The organism is Allobosea thiooxidans, from assembly GCF_900168195.1.
Taxonomy (GTDB): domain Bacteria; phylum Pseudomonadota; class Alphaproteobacteria; order Rhizobiales; family Beijerinckiaceae; genus Allobosea; species Allobosea thiooxidans.
This window is the reverse complement of record NZ_FUYX01000002.1, coordinates 98,202-117,945: the sequence shown is the minus strand read 5'-3', so window position 1 is coordinate 117,945 and position 19,744 is coordinate 98,202. Positions and strand designations below refer to the sequence as shown.

The window sequence follows — 19,744 nt, the reverse complement described above, 5'->3', positions numbered from 1 at the left end:
GGGCGGAAACGGAGGGACGCGATGGACCTGCAGGGCATGGCGCGCCGTGTCGAGGCGGGGATGCAGCTGGCTTTGCCGGTCGATTACGCCGGAGTCTCGATGGCGATGACCCAGGCCCTGATCGCGCATGGCGCCGGCGACCTCGACCTTTTCTGCGTCCCCACCGGCGGCCTGCAGGTCGACCAGCTGGTCGGCGCCGGGCTCGTCCGGTCGGTCGAGACCAGCGCGGTCTCGCTCGGCGAAGCCGGCGGCGCGCCGCGCTTCAACCAGGCGATCGCGGAAGGCTGCATCGTCGTCAGGGACGCGACCTGCCCGGCGATCCATGCCGCGCTCATGGCCGCGCAGAAGGGCAATCCCTTCCAGCCCCTGCGCGGCATCATCGGCAGCGACATCCTCCGCTTCCGGCCGGATTGGCGGGTCATCGACAATCCCTTCGCCGAGGATAGCGACCCGATCGTGCTGATCCCCGCCGCAAGGCCGGACATCGCGATCTTCCATGCGCCGATGGCGGATCGCCACGGCAATGTCTGGATCGGGCGGCGGCGCGAGCTCGCCGCGATGGCCTATGCCGCGCAGCAGACCCTGGTCACGGTCGAGCGCATCGTCGAGGAGAACCTGCTCGGCAACGAGATGAGCGCCGCCGGAACCCTGCCCGCGCTCTATGTGACGGAAGTCGCGGTCGCCCCCCGCGGCGCCTGGCCCTATGGTCTCTGGGGCGAGTATGCGACCGATACCGCCGAGATCCTGCGCTACGCCAAGGCCGCGCGCACGGCGGAGGGTTTCGCCGAGTACATGGCCGCGGCACCGGCCGGGCAGTTGCAGGAATCCGGTCGATGACGGACATCCATCCCCGCGAGATTCTGATCACGACGATCGCGCGCCTGCTCGACGGCGTCCGGCATGTCGCGGTCGGCGCCTCCTCGCCGATTCCGGCCGCCGGCGCCATGCTGCTGCGCGCCCTGAAGCAGCGCGCCGGCGCACCGCCGGTCCGGATCTCGATCCTCGGCTCCGTCGAGCACAATTTCTTCACGAACGGCTCGGTCGAACTGTTCGACTGTGCCGGCCAGGGGCGGATCGACGCCTTCTTCCTCGGCGGCGGTCAGATCGACGGACACGGCAACATCAACCTCGTCGGCATCGGCGACTATCCGGTATCGGCGCCACGCTGGCCCGGCTCCTTCGGCTCGGCCTATCTCTATTTCGTCGTGCCCCGCGTCATCCTCTTCCGCGAGGAGCACAGCCCGCGCGTCTTCGTCGAAAAGGTCGACTTCACCAGCGCGCCCGGCATCAGCGAGCCCGGCATCTACCGGACCGGCGGGCCGATGGCGCTGCTGACCGGCAAGGCGTTGTTCAGCTTCGACAAGGCCCGCCCCGGCTTCACGCTGGAGAGCCTCCACCCCGGCCATGGGCTCGACGAGGTCCGGGAGGCGACGGGCTTCAGATTCGAGCATGCCGACCGGCCGCCGCAGACCGAGCTGCCCGACCGGGCGACGCTTGACCTCCTGCGCGGACAGGTCATGCACGAGCTCTCGGAAACCTATCCCGAATTCGCAAGCCAGATGCGGCGCGAGATCCATGCGTGACGCGCCGATCCGCCCGAGACAGCCAGCAGGACAGGACATGACTTCTCGCACCGGCTCCCTCGCCGACATCAAGGTGATCGATGCCAGCCGCGTTCTCGGCGGCCCCTATGCCGGCCAGATCCTCGGCGACCATGGCGCCGACGTCATCAAGATCGAGCCGCCCGCGGGCGACGAGACGCGCGGCTGGGGCCCGCCCTTCCTCGACGGCGCGGCGAGCTATTTCCTCGGCCTCAACCGCAACAAGCGCGGCATGGCGCTCGACCTGACGCAGGAGGCCGGCCGCGAGCTGCTGCTGCGCCTGCTGGAGAGCGCCGACGTCTTCATCGAGAACTTCAAGACCGGCACGCTCGAGCGCTGGGGCCTCGGGCGCGAGGAGCTGGAACGACGCTTCCCGCGCCTCGTCCATTGCCGCGTCTCGGGCTTCGGCGCGGACGGCCCGCTCGGCGGCCTGCCCGGCTACGACGCCGCGATCCAGGCGTCCGCCGGCATCATGAGCGTCAATGGCGAGCTCGGCGGCGAGCCGCTGCGGGTGGGGCTGCCCGTCGTCGACATGGTGACGGGCCTCAATGCCGTGATCGGCATCCTGATGGCGCTGCAGGAACGGGCTACGAGCGGCAAGGGGCAGTTCGTCGAGACGACGCTCTATGATTGCGGGGTCTCCCTGCTGCATCCGCACCTGCCGAACTACTATCTGTCGGGGAAGGTCGCCGGGCGTTCCGGCAACGCCCATCCCAACATCACCCCCTACGACGTCTTCGCCACGCGCGATGCGCCGCTCTTCCTGGCCGTCGGCAACAACCGGCAATTCGCCACGCTCTGCAAGGTCATCGGCCGGCCGGAACTGGCGGAGGACCCACGCTACGCCACCAACAAGGACCGCAACATCAACCGCGATGCGCTCAAGCTCGATCTCGAGACCGCGATGGCGGGCTTCGATTGCGCCCCGCTGGCCGAGCGCCTGATCAAGTCCGGCGTGCCCTGCGGCGCCGTCCGCAACATCGACCAGGTGATGGCCGATCCGCATACGCATCACCGCGGGATGGTGGTCGATATCGGGGCCTATCGCGGCACCGGCAGCCCGATCAAGCTGTCGCGGACTCCGGCCAGCTACCGCATGGCGCCGCCGCGCTTCGGCGAGCACACCGCCGCGATCCTCGCCGAGGCCGGCGTGCAGGGCGATCTCTTCGCCGATGCCTTGCCGGGCTTCGCGCCGGCAGACGAGGCGCAAGACCCCGAAACGGACGCGAAGGCGGCCGACCGACAGAAGGTGCACGGATGAGCAAGGTCCGGCGCTTCCCGCATTGCAGTCACTGGGGCGCCTACACGATCCTGGTCGAGGACGGCCGGATCGTCGGGATCGAGCCCTTCGAGCACGATCCCTCGCCGTCGCCGATCAACCAGTCGGTGCGCGACTGGGCGAGCACGGAGCGCCGCGTCCTGACGCCGCTGGTTCGCTCGGGCTGGCTGGAAAACCGCGAGAACAGCGACCGCCGCGGCCGGGGAAGCGACCGTTTCGTGCCGGTGAGCTGGGACGAGGCCACCTCGCTCGTCGCCGGCGAGATCCGGCGCGTCTCGGAAAGCTTCGGCAACGCCTCGATCTTCGCCGGCTCCTATGGCTGGACGAGCTGCGGGCGCTTCCACCACGCCCCCTCGCAGTTGAAGCGCATGCTGAACCTGGTCGGCGGCTATACCGGCCATGTCGACACCTATTCGATCGCGGCCGGCCCGGTGATCCTGCGCCACACGCTGGGCGATGACGGCGCCTGCGGCGGCCAGGCCAACACCCTCGACACCGTCGCCGAGCATACCGAGACGCTGGTCGTCTTCGGCGCGCTCTCGCCGCGGACCGCGCAGAACGAGGCCGGCGGCATCGCGAGCCACGCGCTCGAGACCCATCTGCACAGGATCGCGGCGCGCGGCGTGAAGGTCATCCTGGTTTCGCCGCTGCGCGACGACATCCCGGACTGGGTCGCTGCCGAATGGTGGCCGATCCGGCCGAACACCGACACCGCCCTGATGCTCGGGCTCGCCGGCGAAATCCTGAAGCGGGGCCGGCATGACCGCTCCTTCCTCGAACGCTGCACCAGCGGCTCCGAGCGGCTGATCTGCTATCTCGACGGCAGCCGGGACGGAGCGGTCAAGGATGCAGCCTGGGCGGCCGGCATCACCGGGCTCGATGCCGCATGGATCGCCGATCTGGCGCAGCGGCTGGTCGAGACCCGCTCCATGCTGACGGTGAGCTGGAGCCTGCAGCGGGCCCATCATGGCGAGCAGCCCTTCTGGGCGGCGCTGGCGCTGGCGGCGATGACCGGCCAGATCGGCCTTCCCGGCGGCGGCGTCGGCTATGGCTATGCCTCGCTCGGCGGGGTCGGGGCCCCGATCAACCTCGCGAAATCGCCGGCGCTCCCGCAGCTGCGCAAGCCGCTGGAGAGCTTCATCCCCGTCGCCCGGATCAGCGACATGCTGCTCAACCCCGGCGGCGAATACAGCTACGAGGGCGAAACCCGGACCTATCCGGATGCGCGGCTGGTCTACTGGGCCGGCGGCAACCCCTATCATCATCATCAGGACCTCAACCGTCTCGCCGAGGCCTGGACGCGGCCCGAGACGATCATCGTCCAGGACCCGATGTTCACGGCGACCGCGCAGCGCGCCGACATCGTGCTGCCGGCCAACACCTCGATCGAGCGCAACGACATCGCCGGCAACAAGCGCTCGGACTGCGTCATCGCCATGCACAAGGCGATCGGGCCCGTCGGCGATTCCCGTTCCGATTTCGCGATCTTCCGCGCCATCGCCGAGAAGCTCGGCGTCGGGCCGGCCTTCGACGAGGGCCGCGACGAAATGGGCTGGCTGCGCCATCTCTACGAGGCGACCCGGGCGGACGCCGCCGCGCGCCTCGGCTTCGCGATGCCGGATTTCGACACCTTCTGGACCCAGGGCTATGCCCGTTGCCCGACAGAGGCCGAACACACCTATCTGTCGGAGTTCCGCGAGCGGCCCGAGGACAATGCACTGGGCACCGAGAGCGGGCGCATCGTCCTCGGCAGCCAGACCCTCGACGCGCTCGGCTACGACGACTGCCCGGCTCACCCGGCCTGGATCGAGCCGGTCGAATGGCTCGGTGCGGCCGATGCGATCGATCAGTTTCACCTGATCTCGCATCAGCCGGAGGGCCGGCTGCACAGCCAGCTCGAGACGAGCCCCGCCAGCCTGGCCGCCAAACGCGGCGGCCGCGAGCAGGCGCGCCTGCATCCGCAGGACGCCGCCGTGCTCGGCATCGCAGACGGCCAGACGATCCGGCTCTGGAACGAGCGTGGCGCCTGCCTGGCCACCGCCCGGCTCACCGACGATGTCCGGCGCAGGGTCGTCGTCCTGCCGACCGGCGCCTGGTTCACGCCAACCGGCAATAGCGGCCTCGACATCGCCGGCAACCCGAACGTCCTGACGGTCGACATCGGCACCTCCCGCTTCGGCCAGGGCTGCTCGGCCCATACCTGCCTGGTCAGGATCGAGCCCTATGAAGGCGAGGCCGGCGATGCGATCGAACACTATCGCGAGCAGATGGAGCGGCTGGTTGCCGTCTAGCTCCGCCCTTCGCCAGGCAGGGAAGAGCCGCACTCCCTGATGGCCTTCCCCAAGTCCGCGCAAGAAGGAACCGATGACATGACGCAGCCCGCCATCAGCCGCTTTCCGATCCCCGCGATCGACGCGTTGCCAGACGACATCCGCGAACGCATCCTCGCCGTGCAGGAAAAATCCGGCTTCGTGCCGAACGTCTTCCTGACGCTCGCGCACCGCCCTGACGAATTCCGCGCCTTCTTCGCCTATCACGATGCCCTGATGAACAAGGCGGAGGGGCTGACCAAGGCCGAGCGCGAGATGATCGTGGTCGCGACGAGCAACGCCAACCAGTGCCAGTATTGCGTCGTCGCCCATGGCGCGATCCTGCGCGTGCGGGCCAAGAACCCGCTGATCGCCGACCAGGTGGCGGTCAACTACCGCAAGGCCGACATCACGCCCCGGCAGAAGGCGATGCTCGACTTCGCCATGAAGGTCTCGGCGCGCGCCTACGAGGTCGGGGATGAGGACGTCGCCGCCTTGCAGGAGCACGGGTTCAGCGAGGACGACATCTGGGACATCGCCGCGATCGCGGCCTTCTTCGGCATGTCGAACCGCCTCGCCAATGTGACGAGCATGCGCCCGAACGACGAGTTCTACGCGATGGGGCGCTGAGCGCCCGCGCCCGAGGCATCATTCGCCGGCTTAGCTTTGCCGGGTGACCATCATAACGCATTGAATTCAGGCCGGATTTCTCCGGCCTGAATCACTCCTGCGCCGCCGGCTTGCCCGCCTTGGAGCCCCTGATCGAGACCAAGATGGTCCAGCCGATGATGCCGACCGTGATGGCGGCCAGGACGGCGGCGATCGGCCGGTTGACCAGCCCGATCAGGCTGCCATCCGACTTGATCATCGAATTGATGAAATACTCCTCGAGCAGCGGCCCGAGCACGACGCCGAGGATCACCGGCGCGACCGGGAAGTCGTTTTCCTCGAGCACGAAAGCCAGCACGCCGAAGGCGAGCATGACGCCGACATCGAAGAGTGAGTTGTTGATCGCGTAGGAGCCGACGATGGCGAAGAGCAGGATGATCGGCATCAGGATCCGCCGCGGCACCGACAGCACCCGCGTGGCGATCTTGATGATCGCCCAGCCCAGCGGCAGCATCAGCAGGTTGGCGATCACGAAGACGAGGAAGAGCGCGTAGACGTTCTCCGGGTTGTTCACGAAGATCGTCGGCCCCGGCGACATGTTCTTCATCATCAGCACGCCGATCGCGATCGCCGTGATCGAGTCGCCGGGGATGCCGAAGACGAGCGCCGGGATCCAGGCGCCGGCCAGCGAGGAGTTGTTGGAAGCGCCGGCCTCGATCAGGCCCTCGGGGTGACCGGTGCCGAACTTCTCCGGCTCCTTCGAGAAGCGCTTGCTCATCGCATAGGACATCCAGGCGGCCATGTCGGCGCCGCTGCCAGGCTGGATGCCGATGACGGTGCCCATCGCGCTGCCGCGGATCAGCTGCCAGGGATACTGCTTGGTCAGCCGCCACATATTGGCGAAGATCGGGCCGATTTTCTTGACCACAACCTGGGGCGCGCCACCGTCCGAGATCATGTGGCGCATGACCTCCGAGCAGGCGAACATGCCGACCATCATCGGGATCAGCGAGACGCCACCGAGCATCTCGGTCGAGTCGAAGGTGAAGCGCGGCTGGCCGGCTGGATTGTTCATGCCGATCATCGCGATCATCAGGCCGATCAGCAGCGAGATGCAGGCCTTGAGCGGCGTCGACGAGCCGATGAAGACGGCCCCGCCGAGGCCCAGCATGACGATCCAGAAGAATTCGACCGAGCCGAAGCCGAGCGCGAAATCGGCGATCGCCGGCGAGGCCACCATCATCACCGCAGTGCCGAAGAGCCCGCCCAGCACCGAGAACCAGAGGCCGATGCCCAGCGCCAGCTCCGGCTTGCCCTGCTGCGTCATCCGGTAGGAATCGTCGACATAGGCGGCCGAGGCCGGCGTGCCGGGAATGCGCAGCAGGCAGCCCGGGATGTCGCCGGAGAAGATCGCCATCGTGCTGGTCGTCACGATCGCGGCGATCGGCGGGACCGGCGGCATGAAGAAGGTCAGCGGCACGAGCAGGGCCGTCGCCATCGTCGCGGACAGGCCCGGGATGCAGCCGACGACGAGGCCGTAGATCGCCGAGGCGGTGATGACGAAGAGCACATAGGGATCGAGCACCATCCCCAGCGCGGTCACATAGGCGTCGAGCATGGCGGCTTACCAGCGCAAGGGTTCGAGCGGCCCCAGGGCAATTGCACGCCGAGGCCGAGATAGAAGATCGAATGGATGACGAGCGCGGCGGCGAGGGCCATGGCGACGGCGTGCAGCGACCTGGTGCCACCGACCAGGAACAGGACGACGAGGATCGCCGTCGCGCAAATCAGGAAGCCGAGCGTCTCGGCGAAGAGCATGTAGAAGATTACCGCCGCCGGCACGAGCAGCAGGCGCAGCACCGCGCCGCGATTGCGCGTCCAGTCGGCGAGGCCGACCAGCGGGCCGGCATCGGTCGCGCGGGCGCCGTTCACGGCCAGGATCAGCGCGCAGAAGCCGAGCAGCCCCGCGAGGATGAGCGGAAAGGCCGAGGGGCCGAGCGGCTGCTCGGAGGGGTTCGGCAGGTTCCAGGACGCCGACGCCACCAGCCCCGACAGGGCGAGGACGACGAGCCCGGCGAAAAGATCGTTGAATTTCATGTTTCGCCCGGTGCTGCGAAGGGCTGAGGGCGCGGCGGAACCACCGCCGCGCTTCCGGTTCGGAAGGGAGCCCGGTTATTTGCGCAGGCGCAGGCCGAGCGCTTCCATGATCTCGCCGTTGTTCTTGTGCTGCGTCGCCAGGAAGGTGCCGAAGGCCGGCCCCTTGGCGAAGGCGTAGCCGAAGCCGCGCTCGGCCAGGAAGGCCTTGTAGGCTTCCGAGGTCGCGACCTTCTCCGTCGCCTCGACGAGGCGCGCCGCGACATCCGGCGGCAGGCCGGCCGGAGCGGCGAGGCCGCGCCAGGTGCCGCCCTCATAGTCCTTGCCGATGGCATCCTTCACCGTCGGCACGCTCGGGAAGGCCGAGATCTTCTCCTTCGACATCACCGCGAGCGACTTGACGCGCCCGGCATCGAACATCGGCTTGCCCTCCGGCAGCGACGACGGGACGATCTGCACGCCGCCCGAAGCCAGTTCCTGGAAACCGGGAGCGGCACCCTGGCTCGGCACCACGGCGACGCTCTTGGGGTTGATGCCTTCGAGCTGGAGCAGCCCGGCGAAGGCGAGGTGATAGGCGGCGCCGGCAGCCATGCCCGAGAGCTTGTAGTGCCCGACCGGCTGCTTCTTGATGTCGTCCAGCGCGGCCCGCAGATCGGCCCAGGGCGAATTCGCGGCGACGTTGAACGCGGCCGAGTCGAAGTTCACCAGCGCGAGCGGCGTCAGCTTCTCGTAGGTGAAGGGCGCAGTATTGGACCAGTAATAGGTGGTCACCTCCGCGGTCGCGAGGCCGATCGTGTAGCCGTCCGGCTTGCCGTTGGCGATCTCGGTATGGCCGACCACGCCGCCGCCGCCGGTGCGGTTGACGACGTTCACCGGCTTGCCCAGCTCCTTCTCCAGCCCCGCCGCAAGGATGCGCGCGACCGCGTCGGTGCCGCCGCCGGCGGCCCAGGGCACGACCAGCGTGATCGGGCGCTCGGGCCAGGCGGCGAAGGCCGGGACTGCGGCCACGACGGCCGCGGCGGCAAGAAGCATCATCTTGATTTTCATGGCGTTTCTCCCAGTCCTGCTTGTCTTTTTGGAAGAGCTTCGCCGGCAACGGCCGGGTTCGAAAGCATGTGGCCGCGCGTGTAGCCGAGCACCTGCCGCATCGCCTCCCGCGCGCCATCGGCGTCGCCGGCGGCGATCGCATCGACGACCGCGACATGGTTGGCGAGGTTTCCGGCGAAGACATCGACGGTGAAATCGAACATCGCGCTCAGGATCGTATCGATGGCGCCACGAAAGCTGCGCAGGATCGGATTGTTCGTGGCGTCCAGGATCGCGAGATGGAAGCGCTTGTCAGCCTCTATGGCCGCGTCCGGATCGTTCTGGCCGGCCTCCATGGCCTTCAGCGCATCGCGAATGCGCCCGAGTTCTTCGGGCGTCGCGCGCGCGGCGGCCAACGCCGCCGCTTCCGGCTCGATGACGGAACGCGTTTCCTCCAGCGCGAGCAGCAGGCTGCGGTCGAGCCCATCCTCGCGGCGCATCCAGCCGAGCACGTCGCGGTCGAGCAGGGTCCATTCATGCAGGGGGCGGACCTGGGTGCCATGGCGCGGCCTCACGCTGAGCAACCCCTTCGCCACGAGGATCTTCACGGCCTCGCGGACGACGCTGCGCCCCGCGCCATAGCGTTCGGCCAGATCCGGCTCGGGCGGCAGCACGGTGCCGGAGGCGATCTCGCCACGCACGATCGCGGCCCCGAGAGCCGAGACCATCGCGCCGATCTTTCCTGGCTTGCTGCCCCGCTGCATGCCCAACGCCCTTCCTTGGCGCGGACATTCTCATGTCCGGGGCTTGCAGGCAAGCATTCATCCGATGTTTAACATCAGACCATTGAAGGCGAGGCCGACGACCATGCAGACCGCGATTTCAGGCATCCATGCCATCCTCTACGCGCTGTTCGACGCCGATGAGCGCCTCGACCGTCAGGCCATGCGGCGGCAGGTCGAGACCTGTCTGGATCTCGGCGTTCACGGCATCGCCGCGCTCGGTCTCGCCACGGAAGTCGCCAAGCTGACCGTGGCGGAGCGCCGGGCCGTGATGGAATGGACCTCCGAGGATGTCGCAGGTCGAAAGCCCCTCGCCTTCACCATCTATGGCGCCTCGGTCGGCGAGCAGATCGAGCTGGTCCGGGCGGCGGAGAACGTGAAGGCCGACTGGGTCATCCTGCAGCCGCCGATGGCCGGCAGCTTCGGGGCGGCCGAGTATATCCGCTTCTTCGGGCGCGTCGCGGCGGCGACGAGCCTGCCGGTCGCGATCCAGAACGCACCGGCCTATATGGGGCGCGGCCTGTCGGCCGAGGACATCCGCAGCCTCGTCGCGCAGCATCCCAACATCGTCCTGGTCAAGGGCGAAGGGCCCGCCACCGAGATCCGGCAGTTGATCGAGATCACCGAGAACCGGCTGCCGGTGATGAACGGCCGCGGCGGCCTCGAGCTGATCGACAATCTGCGGGCCGGCTGCGGCGGCATGATCCTGGCGCCGGACGTCATCGACCTCATGCTCCGCGCCTATGAGAACTTCATCGCCGGCGACGAGCCGGCGGCGGAACGCGCCTATCGCGACGCGCTGCCCGCCATCGTCTTCATCATGCAGTCGCTGGAAAGCCTGATCTGCTACGGCAAGCGCGTCTTCGGCGCCCGCGCGGGTATCACGATCCACGATCGCGCGCCCGCCATGCGCCCGACCGCCTTCGGCGAGAAGCTCGTCGCGGATCACGTCACCAGGCTCGGCCGCTTCTCTTCCCGCGCGAGCTAGTCGGAAACAGCGAAACGACCCCGCAGGCGACGGCGCCGCCGCGGGGTCGTTTCACCGGCTCGGGCCGGGCCGGTCAGCGGATCAGCGCCCTGACGCGGGACGAGACCAGATCGGCGATCAGGACCATGGCGAGGATCACCAGGATGCAGGTCGCCGTGTCCTGGTACTTGAAGAGCTTCATCGAGGAGACGAGCTCGAAGCCGATGCCGCCGGCACCGACCATGCCGAGCACCGTCGACTGCCGGACATTGGTCTCCAGCCGGTAGAAGATCGTCCCCAGCCAGGTCGGCAGGACCTGCGGCAGGACGCCGAAGAAGAAGGTCTTGAACGGCCCGACCCCGGCCGAACGGAAGGCTTCCAGCGGCCCCTCGTCGATGTCCTCCATCGCCTCGGCGAAGAACTTGCCGAGCATGCCGGCCCCATGGATCGCGAGCGCCAGCACGCCGGCGAAGGGGCCGAGCCCGATGGCAGCGACGAAGATCAGCGCCAGGATGATCTCGTTGATGCCGCGCATGCAGTTGAGCAGTTGCCGCGTCGCATGGAAGACGACCGGGCTCGGACTCAGGTTGCGCGCCGCGAAGAAGCAGATCGGCAGCGCGATGACGACGCCCAGCAGCGTCCCCCAGACCGCGACCTGCAGGCTTTCCAGGGCCGGCTTCCACAGCCGGTCGAGGAACTCCGGATTGGGTGGCATCATCCGGACCAGGAAGTCCCACATATAGGGGATGCCGTTCCAGAGATTGGCTGCGTTGATCTGCGAGCCGAGCGCGGCCCACCAGAGGAAGACCGCGAGCGCCAGCGAGATGCCCGCGACGCCCCACCAGCCGAAGCGGCCCTGCGGCGGACGGATGACGAGTTGCAAGTGACCGAATGACATGTCCGGATCCAGTCTCGTTCAGGCCGTCGCAACGGCGATCATGGGAGCGGCGGCGGGGACAGGCTGGCCGGCCGGCCGCGGCTTCAGCACGCGCGCGATGCCGGGATCCTCGAGGCCCGGATAGATCTTGTGGACGATCTCCGCCGTCAGATGGTCCGGCGTATCGTCGAAGATCACCTTGCCGCCGCTCAGGCCGACGATGCGCTCGCCGAACTCGACGGCATAGTCGACCTGGTGGAGGTTGCAGATCACCGCGATCCCCTCCTCCTTGCAGATCGCCTTGAGATAGCCGAGCACCACGCGCGAGGTCTTCGGATCGAGGCTCGCGACGGGTTCGTCGCAGAGGATCACGGCCGGCTGCTGCGCCAGCGCGCGGGCGATGCCGACGCGCTGCTGCTCGCCGCCCGAGAGCTGGTCGCCGCGCGAATTCGCCTTGTGCGGCAGTTCCACCCGCGCCAGCGCCTCCATCGCGATCGCGACGTCGCGCGCGGGGAAGAGCTGGAGCATCGAGAGGAAGGAGGACAGGCCGGCCATGCGGCCGACCAGGACGTTCTTGAGCACCGACAGGCGCTTCACCAGATTATGGTGCTGGAAGATCATCGCGACCGGCCGGGGGCCGCGCGTGCTGCGCTTCGCGTCGAACACGGTGCCGTCGATCACCGTGCGCCCGGCATCGGGCTGTGCGAGACCGTTGATGCAGCGCAGCAGCGTCGACTTGCCGGCGCCGCTCGGCCCGAGCACGACCAGGAACTCACCGGCCTTCACGGTGAGGTCGATGCCCTGGAGGACGGGACGGCCGGCATACGACTTCTTCAAGCCTTCGATCGTGATCATCTCGATGTCTCCGTCGCAGCGTCGACGGCTACTTCATCTTGCCGAGGTCGAGATTGAGCGTCTTCGCCGTCTCGCGGATGATGTCGTAGGCTTGGTCGTTGGTCTCGACGAAGCGATTGAGCTTGCCCTGATCGGCCCAGGTGATGTCCCTGATGTTGAGGAAGGCGCTCTTGATCTGCTTCTTCAGCTCGTCGGGCAGGTTCTTGCGCCAGCAGGTCGGGGATTCCGGGATCGGGTCGGAACGCCAGACCACCTGGATGTCGGCCGGGTCGACCAGCTTCTTCTGCACGGCGGCATCGAAGATCCGGTCCGCGATCGTCGCCGCGTCGACGCGCTTGTTGGCGACGGCGAGCGCGTTCGCGTCATGCGAGCCGGTGAAGAGCACGCGGCTGAAATCCTTCTCCGGATCGAAGCCCAGCTTCATCAACCCCGCCTTCGGGAAAAGATGACCGGAGGTCGAGGACGGATCGACGAAGGCGAAGGTGCGGCCCTTGAGGTCCTTGACCTCTTTGATGCCGCTGTCTTTCCGGGCGATGATCTGGCTGTGGTAGAAGGTCCGTCCGGATTTCGCCGTCTCGGCCGTGGCGAAGGCCTCGATCGGCGCCACCGTCGTGCCCAGCACATAGGAGAACGGGCCGAGATAGGCGACGTCGACATGGCCCGAGCGCATCGCCTCGATCACGCCGTTATAGTCCGCCGCGACGAAGCCCTGGACCTTGATGCCGAGGTTCTTCTCCAACGCATCGAGCAGTTGCTGGCTGGATTCGAGCATCGCGCGCGAATCCTCGGACGGGATCAGCCCGACCTTGACCAGCTTGGTCTGAGCACGCCCGATCTGCGGCAGGGCAAGCGCCGCGCCCGCCCCGGCGAGAGCCCCGGTGATGATCTTCCGACGCGATAGGTTCATGTCATCCTCCCAGATGATCCGGTGGTCTTTGACCTTGCCGGTGAACGAAGGGCGGAATTGCCCGGATTCGCGAGATATTAGGCTGCTTTGGCCGGCAGCCTCCCGATGAAGTTGCGCCCGCGCTCGCCCTGCATGGCCTTGTCGACCAGGCGGTCCCATTCGACCGGCGAGACGCCATAGGCGGCCGGGTCGGTCTTGACGCCGAGATTCTGCAGGAAGGTCTCGAGCCGTTCGGCGCCGGCCTCGAGGTCGGGGCCGAAAACCCGGCGCAGCGCCGCATCGCATTGGGGTTTCACGCCCATCGCCCAGCGCATCACGATCGGCAGCGAGAAGGAGCAGGCGATGCCGTGGATCGTGCCGCTCTTCAACGTGATGTCGTAGGAGATGTTGTGGGCCAGCGCCGTCTTGGTGTTCGAGAAGGCGAGGCCCGCGAGCAGGCTCGCGCGCATCTGGCGGGCGCGCAGCTCCTCGTCGTCGAGCCGTTCGAGCAACCGCGGCAAGGTATCGATGATCTCGCGCGCCGCCTCGATCGCGTAATTGGCGGAGACCGGGTTGCCGTTGACGTTCCAGATGCTCTCGAGCGCGTGCGACAGCGCGTCGAGCCCGGTCGCCAGCGTCAGGCCGCGGGGTGCGCCGACCGTCAGCGCCGGATCGAGCACCGCCGTCTCCGGATAGAGCCTCGGATGGGCCAGCGAGTACTTGCTGCCATTGGCCGAATCCCAGACCGTCGCCCAGGAGGTGACCTCGCTGCCGGTGCCCGCCGTGGTCGGCACGGCGATGATCGGGATGATCGCGGCCGCATCGAGCGGCCGCTTCTCGACGAGGTGGCGCCGCACCGTCTCGAAGTCGCCGCCGCTCGCCGCCAGCACCTTCGCGGCATCGATCATCGAGCCGCCGCCGAGCGCGACGATCACCTCCGGCCGCTCGGCCGCCGCTCCGAACTGCCGGCAGGACTCGGACAGGTCGGCGCAATCCGGATTCGTCTCGATATTGCTGATCGTGACGAGGGGCGCGCCTGCGGCCTCCGTGAGGCGGGCGGCCAGTTCCCTGAAGATCGGCTGGTCATAGGTCACAAGCGCCCAGCGCCGCCCGTCGATCATGCCCGCGAGCTCGTTGAACAACCCCGTGCCGAAACGGACTTTGACGGGATTCCAGTACGCCCAGTTCATGCGTTCCATCCTCGCTGCGCGCGCCTTGCCGGCATCGTTGCGAGGATGCTCACAGAGGATCAAACCTCAAACAAATTGATTTTTTGATCCAGATAGATAGTTTTTTCCTATGCGATATACCCAGCTCCGATCGTTTCACAATGTCGCGCTCGCCGGCGGCTTCAATGCCGCGGCGGAGACCTTCAACATCAGCCAGCCGACATTGACGGCGCAGATCGGATCCCTGGAGCAGGAATTCGGCGTCGAGCTCTTCATCAAGCGCGGGCGGCGACGCGAGCTGAGCGATACCGGCCGACAGCTCCTCGCCATCACCACCCGACTCTTCGCCGAGGAGGCGGAAGCGCTCGCCTTCCTGTCGGAAACGCGGGAATTACGGACCGGCCGCCTTTCGATCAGCGCCGTCGGGCCGTTCCACGTCACGGAGATGCTGGCGGCCTTCAACCAGGCCTATCCCGGCATCGAGCTCGCCGTGAAACTCGGCAACTCCACCGAGGTTCTCGATGATCTCGCCAGCTACCGGTCCGACGTCGCTGTCCTCGCCTATATCGACCAGGACGACCGGCTACTGACCGTTCCCTACCGGCGCCATCCCGTCGCGATCTTCGTGCGTCGCGATCATCGCTTCGCCGGCCGCGAGAGCGTTGGGCTGCCGGAACTCGAAGGAGAGCCGATGATCGTGCGCGAACAGGGCTCGACGACGCGCCGCGCTTTCGAGGAGGCGCTGGCGAGAACCGGCACCCGGCCGCGCACCGTCATGGAGATCGGCAGCCGCGAAGCCATTCGCGAGGCGGTCATCCGCGGCCTCGGGATCAGCTATGTGTCGGACGCGGAATTCGTCCCGGACGAGGAGCTGCGGCTGATCCCGATCGCGGGCGCAGAGGTCTACACCTACGCCCATGTGGTCGTGCTGAGGCAGCGCGAAGCCAGCCGCGTGATCGCCGCCTTCCTCACAGTCGTGCGCCGCATGAGGGAGGCGTTCGAGGCCGAGCCGCCGGACAGCTGAAGCGGATCCCGACGGCCGGTAGCCGGTGTCACCCCTGCGGCGGCTTCCAATCGGCCGACGGAATGACGTTGACCATCCACGGCACGCCGAACCTGTCCACCAGCGAGCCGAAGCCGGGCGACCAGAAGGTTTCGCTGAACGGCATGACCGTCCTGCCGCCTTCGGCCAGCTGTTCGAACCAGCGCTGGCCCTGCGCCTTGTCATTGGTATGCAGGGTCACGTCGAAGCCGTTCTTCGGCTTGTCGATGTTTGCCGCCCAGCCGACGTCCATGTCGGCGCCCATCAGCGCCTGATCGCCGGCCTCGAGCCAGCAATGCATCAGCCAGCTCTTGTATTTCTCGTCGGTGATCGGCATGCCGGGCGGCGCATCGCCATAGGGTATCGCCGCGGTGATCCTTCCACCCAGGACCTTGGCGTAGAACTCGAACGCCTCGCGGCACTGGCCCCGGAAGCTAAGGCTGGTCACGATCTTCATGTCCGTCTCCCTTCTGCTCATGGATTTGACGCGCATCTAGGGGGCTGAGCCGCCACGATACGCCGAAGCTGTCGTCCCCCCAAACGCCTCGCTGAAGCCGCTTCAAACCTCGTTCAAGGCGAGATCGATATTCTGTCCGCGGGCAGGGTGGCTGCTGCGCAGGCTCAGGGCCAGCCCGTTATCGCTGCGTCTGATCGTCAGGGTCGCGGGCGGGCCTGGGCGAGTGCTTTCCGCTGTTTCCGTGTAGGTGAGCGACAGGCTGTCGCCGCGCCGCGCGCCGGAAAGCTCCGCCACCGTGCCCCGCCCGTCGCGGAACGAGCCGCCATAGCGCTGTGTCGCGGGGTTGAAGGCGAGAACGATGCTCACCGTCGTGCTGAAGACGAGAGCCGTCGAACACCGCCCGGTGAGGCTGATCCGCGTTCCTTGCCGCTCACCGTCGAACCGGCAGTTCAGATTATGGCTCGTTCCGCCGGCCTTCTGCAGTCGCCCGGTGCCGGTGAAGCGGCCGTCGAAATTCTCGAGAAAACGCACGTCGTCGTCGCCAGTCTTCTGAGCCAGCGCCGGTCCCGCGATGGCGAGCATCGCGGTCAGCGTCGTCGGAAGGAAAGGATGCCTCACGATCAACCCTCCTTTTCCGGCACAACGCGGCATGCCGCGTATGGATCGCCGGGCGGCGAGACATTTTTTGTCGGCCAAGGAAAAGGGACCGGTATCGGCCCGCTGATCGATGGCGCTCCGACGGGGCCGTTGCAACGGCAAACGCAGGCGGCAGGGCGATGTTCTTACTCGGCCCGGACCGGAAGCCGCCTGATCTGAAAGCCTGTCTTGGATTGCTCGAAACCGGCGGCTTCGTAGAACGCCAGCGTCGAGGGCTTCTTCGACCCCGTAATCAGCATCGCCTTGTAGCAGCCAGCACTCCAGGCGTGCTCGACGGCCGCCCTCAAGATCGCCTTGCCCAATCCCCGGTTTCGATAGCCGGCGTCGGTGACGACGTTTTCGATCAGCGCGTAGGGCGTGCCCCCGCGGGTCAGGTTTGGTATCACGACGACGGTGCAGCTCGCCACCACATCGGCACCGATGTGCCCGACAAGGATGGCGCTGCCCGCATAGCTGAGAAAGCGCTCCAGGATAGTCGCGGCCTTGTCGGCCGGGCAACGCATGTCCCCAGCATCGAGGTGGCGGTACAAATCGAGCAGCGCCGGCAGATCAGCCTGCCCCGCAGCCCGAATGGTGAGATCTGTCATTCCCTGACGCATGACCCTCTTTCGCCGGTCACGACGTCCGCCGCCGACCCCGTGCCGGTTCTTCGATCCGGGGAGCTAGGTCCCGCAGAACGTCGCCAACACTCGCTCATGCGCAGCCGGTGGCCGCGCATAGTCCTCATGGCCCGGCTGTGCGTCGAAGGGCCTGGCGAGGACGCCGAGGAGAACCTCGAACGGGGCAAGATCATCACCTTCGACGGCAGCCTGGATCACCGCCTCGACCAGGTGGTTTCGCGGGATGAACAGCGGGTTGACGCGCAGCATCGCATCCTGGCGCGCCTCTGCCGATACGGGCTCGCGCGCAAGGCGCTGGCGCCAGCGGAACTCCCAGGCGTCGAACTCGGCCGGGTTGCCGAAAAGGCTGCGGCAGTCTCCCGCGCCTTCCGGCGGCCCGGCCGCCTCGCTCAGGCGCCTGAAGACCAGGGTGAAATCGGCTTCGCCGTGTTGCATCGTCTCGAGCAGCGAGCCGATGAGCACGACATCTTCCGCTTCCTCCGTGGCGAGGCCGAGCTTGCGGCGGAACCCCGCGACCAATCCTGCTTGAAATTGCGGGTCGAACTGGCCGAGGGCCTCCTGCGCGATCGACACGGCCCTGTCCCGGTCGTCTTCCAGCAGCGGCAGCAGCGCCTCGGCGAAGCGGGCGAGATTCCAGCGCGCGATCGGGGGCTGGTTGCCGAAGGCATAGCGCCCATGCTCGTCGATCGAGCTGAACACGGTCGTCGGATGGTAGGCGTCCATGAAGGCGCAGGGCCCATAATCGATGGTTTCGCCGGCGACCGACATATTGTCCGTGTTCATCACGCCGTGGATGAAGCCGATCGCCATCCATTGCGCGACGAGAGCGGCCTGCGCGGCGATCACGGCCTCGAGCAGGGCGAGGTAGCGCCCCTCGCCGGCGCAGGCCGGGTAATGGCGCGCGATGACGTGGTCGGCGAGCAGGCGCAAGGCCTCGACATCGCCGCGCGCAGCGAAGAACTGGAAGGTGCCGATCCGGATATGGCTGGAGGCGACGCGGGTCAGCACGGCGCCGGGCAGCAACGTCTCACGCCTGACCGCTTCGCCCGTCAGGACTGCAGCGAGGGCGCGCGTCGTCGGGATGCCCAGAGCCGCCATCGCCTCGCTGAGGAGGTATTCGCGCAGGACCGGCCCCAGGGCGGCCCGGCCATCGCCACGGCGCGAGAACGGGGTCGGGCCCGCACCTTTGAGCTGGAGATCATGACGCCGGCCGCGTCGGTCGACGAGCTCGCCGAGCAGGATGGCGCGACCGTCACCGAGCTGGGGGCTGAAGCCGCCAAACTGATGGCCGGCATAGGCGGTCGCGATCGGCGCTGCGCCGACCGGCACGCCATTGCCGGACAGCATCGCCACGCCTTCCGGACCCTCCAGCCAGTCGGGGTCCAGCCCGAGCTGCGTTGCAAGTGGGGTGTTCAGCCGGATCAGCCGGGGCGCAGGAACAGGAGTCGGGGCGACCTCTGCGTAGAAGCGCTGCGGCAAGCGCGCATAGGAATTGTCGAAGTCGATCGCGATCATCGCTCCTAGCTATACGCGGAAAGCCACGACTTGTCCGGCATCGCGCCTCCCAGACAGGAAAAGTGCCAGCCACCGGCCTGCCGCCGAAGGCGCCGGGCTTCGGCGATCCTCCACACCCCTGACAACCGCCGACCCGGCAGGCGCGAGGGATGGTGCACTTGATCTTTATCTCTGGTCATCCTACTGGTCTTACCAGAACGAAAAAGAAGTGGTTTCAGGGATGGATGCTCAAGATGCCGACAGCGCGTCGGGGTTCGAGCGCGTCTTCGCCTATCTGCAGGAGCGGCTGCTCGACGGCACGCTGAAGCAAGGCGAGCGGCTCATGGCCGAACGTGAATTGGCCGCCCAGCTCGGCGTGAGCCGGCCGATCGTGCGCGAGGCGCTGCGGGCGTTGCACGTGCTCGGCATCGTCGAGATCCGCGAGCGCGTCGGCACCATCGTGAAGCGGCCCGACGCCTCGATGCTGAAGGACTTCTTCACGCTCGCGCTCGCCCAGCAGGCCGACCTCATCGACGACGTGATGGAGGCGCGCATCGCGATCGAGTGCCAGGCCGTGCGCCTGGCTTGCGAGCGCGCCACGATCGCCGATTTCGAGCGGCTGCAGCGCGCGCTCATCCGCATCGGCGAGACGATCGACGATGCGGATGCGGGCGGCGCGGCCGACTTCGATTTCCACCGCGCCATCGTGCTGGCATCGCGCTCGCCGACGCTCGCGGTACTGCATGAATCCATGTCGACGCTGCTCGCGCGCTCGCATCGTAGCCGCCGCGAGCTCGTCCAGCAGTTCAGCTCGATGAAGAGCTACCTGATCGACGATCACAAGCGCGTCTTCGACACCATCGTCGCCCGTGATCCCGACCGCGCCGAGGTGACGCTGCGGCGACATTTCGCGATCGGCGACGAGTATCGACGCCGCGCCGTCACCGGCGAAGGCGACAGGCCCGAGACACGCAGCGCGCAGGGGGCCTGAGGCTCCGATTCCAGAGACAATGCCGAAAG

20 protein-coding genes are annotated in these 19,744 nt (G+C 67.4%); 8 read left to right on the top strand and 12 right to left on the bottom strand.

The features are described from left to right. The first annotated feature begins 21 nt into the window (after positions 1 to 21). The 5 genes from B5Y19_RS03655 to B5Y19_RS03635 all read left to right on the top strand — a co-directional run bounded on the left by B5Y19_RS03655 (position 22) and on the right by B5Y19_RS03635 (position 5,819). Positions 22 to 837 (top strand): CoA transferase subunit A, encoded by an 816-nt coding sequence (locus tag B5Y19_RS03655; protein ID WP_055730928.1) that lies wholly within the window; start codon positions 22 to 24, stop codon positions 835 to 837. Then, positions 834 to 1,583 (top strand): CoA transferase, encoded by a 750-nt coding sequence (locus B5Y19_RS03650; RefSeq protein WP_055730929.1) that lies wholly within the window; start codon positions 834 to 836, stop codon positions 1,581 to 1,583. Before B5Y19_RS03655 ends, B5Y19_RS03650 begins: the two co-directional genes overlap by 4 nt. 37 nt (positions 1,584 to 1,620) lie before the next feature. After that, the gene (locus B5Y19_RS03645; protein WP_079591120.1) at positions 1,621 to 2,862 is read left to right on the top strand and encodes a CaiB/BaiF CoA transferase family protein; all 1,242 of its coding nucleotides are present in this window, start codon (positions 1,621 to 1,623) and stop codon (positions 2,860 to 2,862) included. After that, a complete protein-coding gene (locus B5Y19_RS03640) occupies positions 2,859 to 5,171 on the top strand; it encodes a molybdopterin-dependent oxidoreductase (RefSeq protein WP_055730930.1) in 2,313 nt (770 codons plus the stop codon). Before B5Y19_RS03645 ends, B5Y19_RS03640 begins: the two co-directional genes overlap by 4 nt. 78 nt (positions 5,172 to 5,249) lie before the next feature. Next, the gene (locus tag B5Y19_RS03635) at positions 5,250 to 5,819 is read left to right on the top strand and encodes a peroxidase-related enzyme (RefSeq protein WP_055731017.1); all 570 of its coding nucleotides are present in this window, start codon (positions 5,250 to 5,252) and stop codon (positions 5,817 to 5,819) included. 91 nt (positions 5,820 to 5,910) lie between these two features. On the opposite strand, the gene B5Y19_RS03630 is transcribed toward B5Y19_RS03635, so the two are convergent. The 4 genes from B5Y19_RS03630 to B5Y19_RS03615 form a co-directional block, all read right to left on the bottom strand. After that, positions 5,911 to 7,416 (bottom strand): tripartite tricarboxylate transporter permease, encoded by a 1,506-nt coding sequence (locus tag B5Y19_RS03630; protein ID WP_079591119.1) that lies wholly within the window; start codon positions 7,414 to 7,416, stop codon positions 5,911 to 5,913. Beyond that, positions 7,398 to 7,895 carry a tripartite tricarboxylate transporter TctB family protein gene (locus B5Y19_RS03625; RefSeq protein ID WP_079591118.1) on the bottom strand — a complete coding sequence of 166 codons (498 nt, stop codon included), beginning with the start codon at positions 7,893 to 7,895 and terminating at the stop codon, positions 7,398 to 7,400. Before B5Y19_RS03625 ends, B5Y19_RS03630 begins: the two co-directional genes overlap by 19 nt. A 75-nt stretch (positions 7,896 to 7,970) precedes the next feature. Then, the gene (locus B5Y19_RS03620; protein WP_055730933.1) at positions 7,971 to 8,939 is read right to left on the bottom strand and encodes a tripartite tricarboxylate transporter substrate binding protein; all 969 of its coding nucleotides are present in this window, start codon (positions 8,937 to 8,939) and stop codon (positions 7,971 to 7,973) included. Next, positions 8,936 to 9,682 (bottom strand): FadR/GntR family transcriptional regulator, encoded by a 747-nt coding sequence (locus B5Y19_RS03615; protein ID WP_055730934.1) that lies wholly within the window; start codon positions 9,680 to 9,682, stop codon positions 8,936 to 8,938. Before B5Y19_RS03615 ends, B5Y19_RS03620 begins: the two co-directional genes overlap by 4 nt. Before the next feature lie 103 nt (positions 9,683 to 9,785). On the opposite strand from B5Y19_RS03615, the gene B5Y19_RS03610 reads away from it, so the two are divergent. Then, positions 9,786 to 10,688, top strand: coding sequence for a dihydrodipicolinate synthase family protein (locus tag B5Y19_RS03610; protein ID WP_055731018.1), 903 nt, complete (start codon positions 9,786 to 9,788; stop codon positions 10,686 to 10,688). A 73-nt stretch (positions 10,689 to 10,761) separates the two neighbouring features. Here the strand turns inward: B5Y19_RS03610 and phnE are convergent, their stop codons facing one another. The 4 genes from phnE to psrA all read right to left on the bottom strand — a co-directional run bounded on the left by phnE (position 10,762) and on the right by psrA (position 14,475). Continuing rightward, on the bottom strand, positions 10,762 to 11,565 hold the full coding sequence (gene phnE, locus B5Y19_RS03605) for a phosphonate ABC transporter, permease protein PhnE (RefSeq protein ID WP_055730935.1): 804 nt from the start codon (positions 11,563 to 11,565) through the stop codon (positions 10,762 to 10,764). An 18-nt stretch (positions 11,566 to 11,583) separates the two neighbouring features. Further along, entirely contained in the window at positions 11,584 to 12,399 is an 816-nt protein-coding gene (gene phnC, locus B5Y19_RS03600; RefSeq protein WP_055730936.1) for a phosphonate ABC transporter ATP-binding protein, read from the bottom strand. 28 nt (positions 12,400 to 12,427) lie between these two features. Continuing rightward, positions 12,428 to 13,306: a phosphonate ABC transporter substrate-binding protein gene (phnD, locus tag B5Y19_RS03595; protein WP_055730937.1), complete on the bottom strand. Its 879-nt coding sequence runs from the start codon at positions 13,304 to 13,306 to the stop codon at positions 12,428 to 12,430. 77 nt (positions 13,307 to 13,383) lie between these two features. Beyond that, positions 13,384 to 14,475, bottom strand: coding sequence for an iron-containing alcohol dehydrogenase PsrA (gene psrA / locus B5Y19_RS03590; protein ID WP_055730938.1), 1,092 nt, complete (start codon positions 14,473 to 14,475; stop codon positions 13,384 to 13,386). Between the two features lie 109 nt (positions 14,476 to 14,584). Here psrA and B5Y19_RS03585 point away from each other — a divergent pair, with 109 nt between their 5' ends. Next, entirely contained in the window at positions 14,585 to 15,478 is an 894-nt protein-coding gene (locus B5Y19_RS03585; protein ID WP_055730939.1) for a LysR substrate-binding domain-containing protein, read from the top strand. A 28-nt stretch (positions 15,479 to 15,506) separates the two neighbouring features. Here the strand turns inward: B5Y19_RS03585 and B5Y19_RS03580 are convergent, their stop codons facing one another. The 4 genes from B5Y19_RS03580 to B5Y19_RS03565 all read right to left on the bottom strand — a co-directional run bounded on the left by B5Y19_RS03580 (position 15,507) and on the right by B5Y19_RS03565 (position 18,745). After that, positions 15,507 to 15,953 (bottom strand): VOC family protein, encoded by a 447-nt coding sequence (locus B5Y19_RS03580; RefSeq protein WP_055730940.1) that lies wholly within the window; start codon positions 15,951 to 15,953, stop codon positions 15,507 to 15,509. A 102-nt stretch (positions 15,954 to 16,055) separates the two neighbouring features. Next, positions 16,056 to 16,649 (bottom strand): hypothetical protein, encoded by a 594-nt coding sequence (locus B5Y19_RS03575; protein WP_139384252.1) that lies wholly within the window; start codon positions 16,647 to 16,649, stop codon positions 16,056 to 16,058. 86 nt (positions 16,650 to 16,735) lie between these two features. Beyond that, positions 16,736 to 17,209 carry a GNAT family N-acetyltransferase gene (locus B5Y19_RS03570; protein WP_244555469.1) on the bottom strand — a complete coding sequence of 158 codons (474 nt, stop codon included), beginning with the start codon at positions 17,207 to 17,209 and terminating at the stop codon, positions 16,736 to 16,738. A 63-nt stretch (positions 17,210 to 17,272) separates the two neighbouring features. Beyond that, positions 17,273 to 18,745 (bottom strand): protein adenylyltransferase SelO, encoded by a 1,473-nt coding sequence (locus B5Y19_RS03565; RefSeq protein ID WP_055730942.1) that lies wholly within the window; start codon positions 18,743 to 18,745, stop codon positions 17,273 to 17,275. A 220-nt stretch (positions 18,746 to 18,965) separates the two neighbouring features. Between B5Y19_RS03565 and B5Y19_RS03560 the strand changes: the two genes are divergently transcribed. Continuing rightward, on the top strand, positions 18,966 to 19,715 hold the full coding sequence (locus B5Y19_RS03560) for a FadR/GntR family transcriptional regulator (protein ID WP_055730943.1): 750 nt from the start codon (positions 18,966 to 18,968) through the stop codon (positions 19,713 to 19,715). The last annotated feature ends 29 nt before the right edge of the window (positions 19,716 to 19,744 follow it).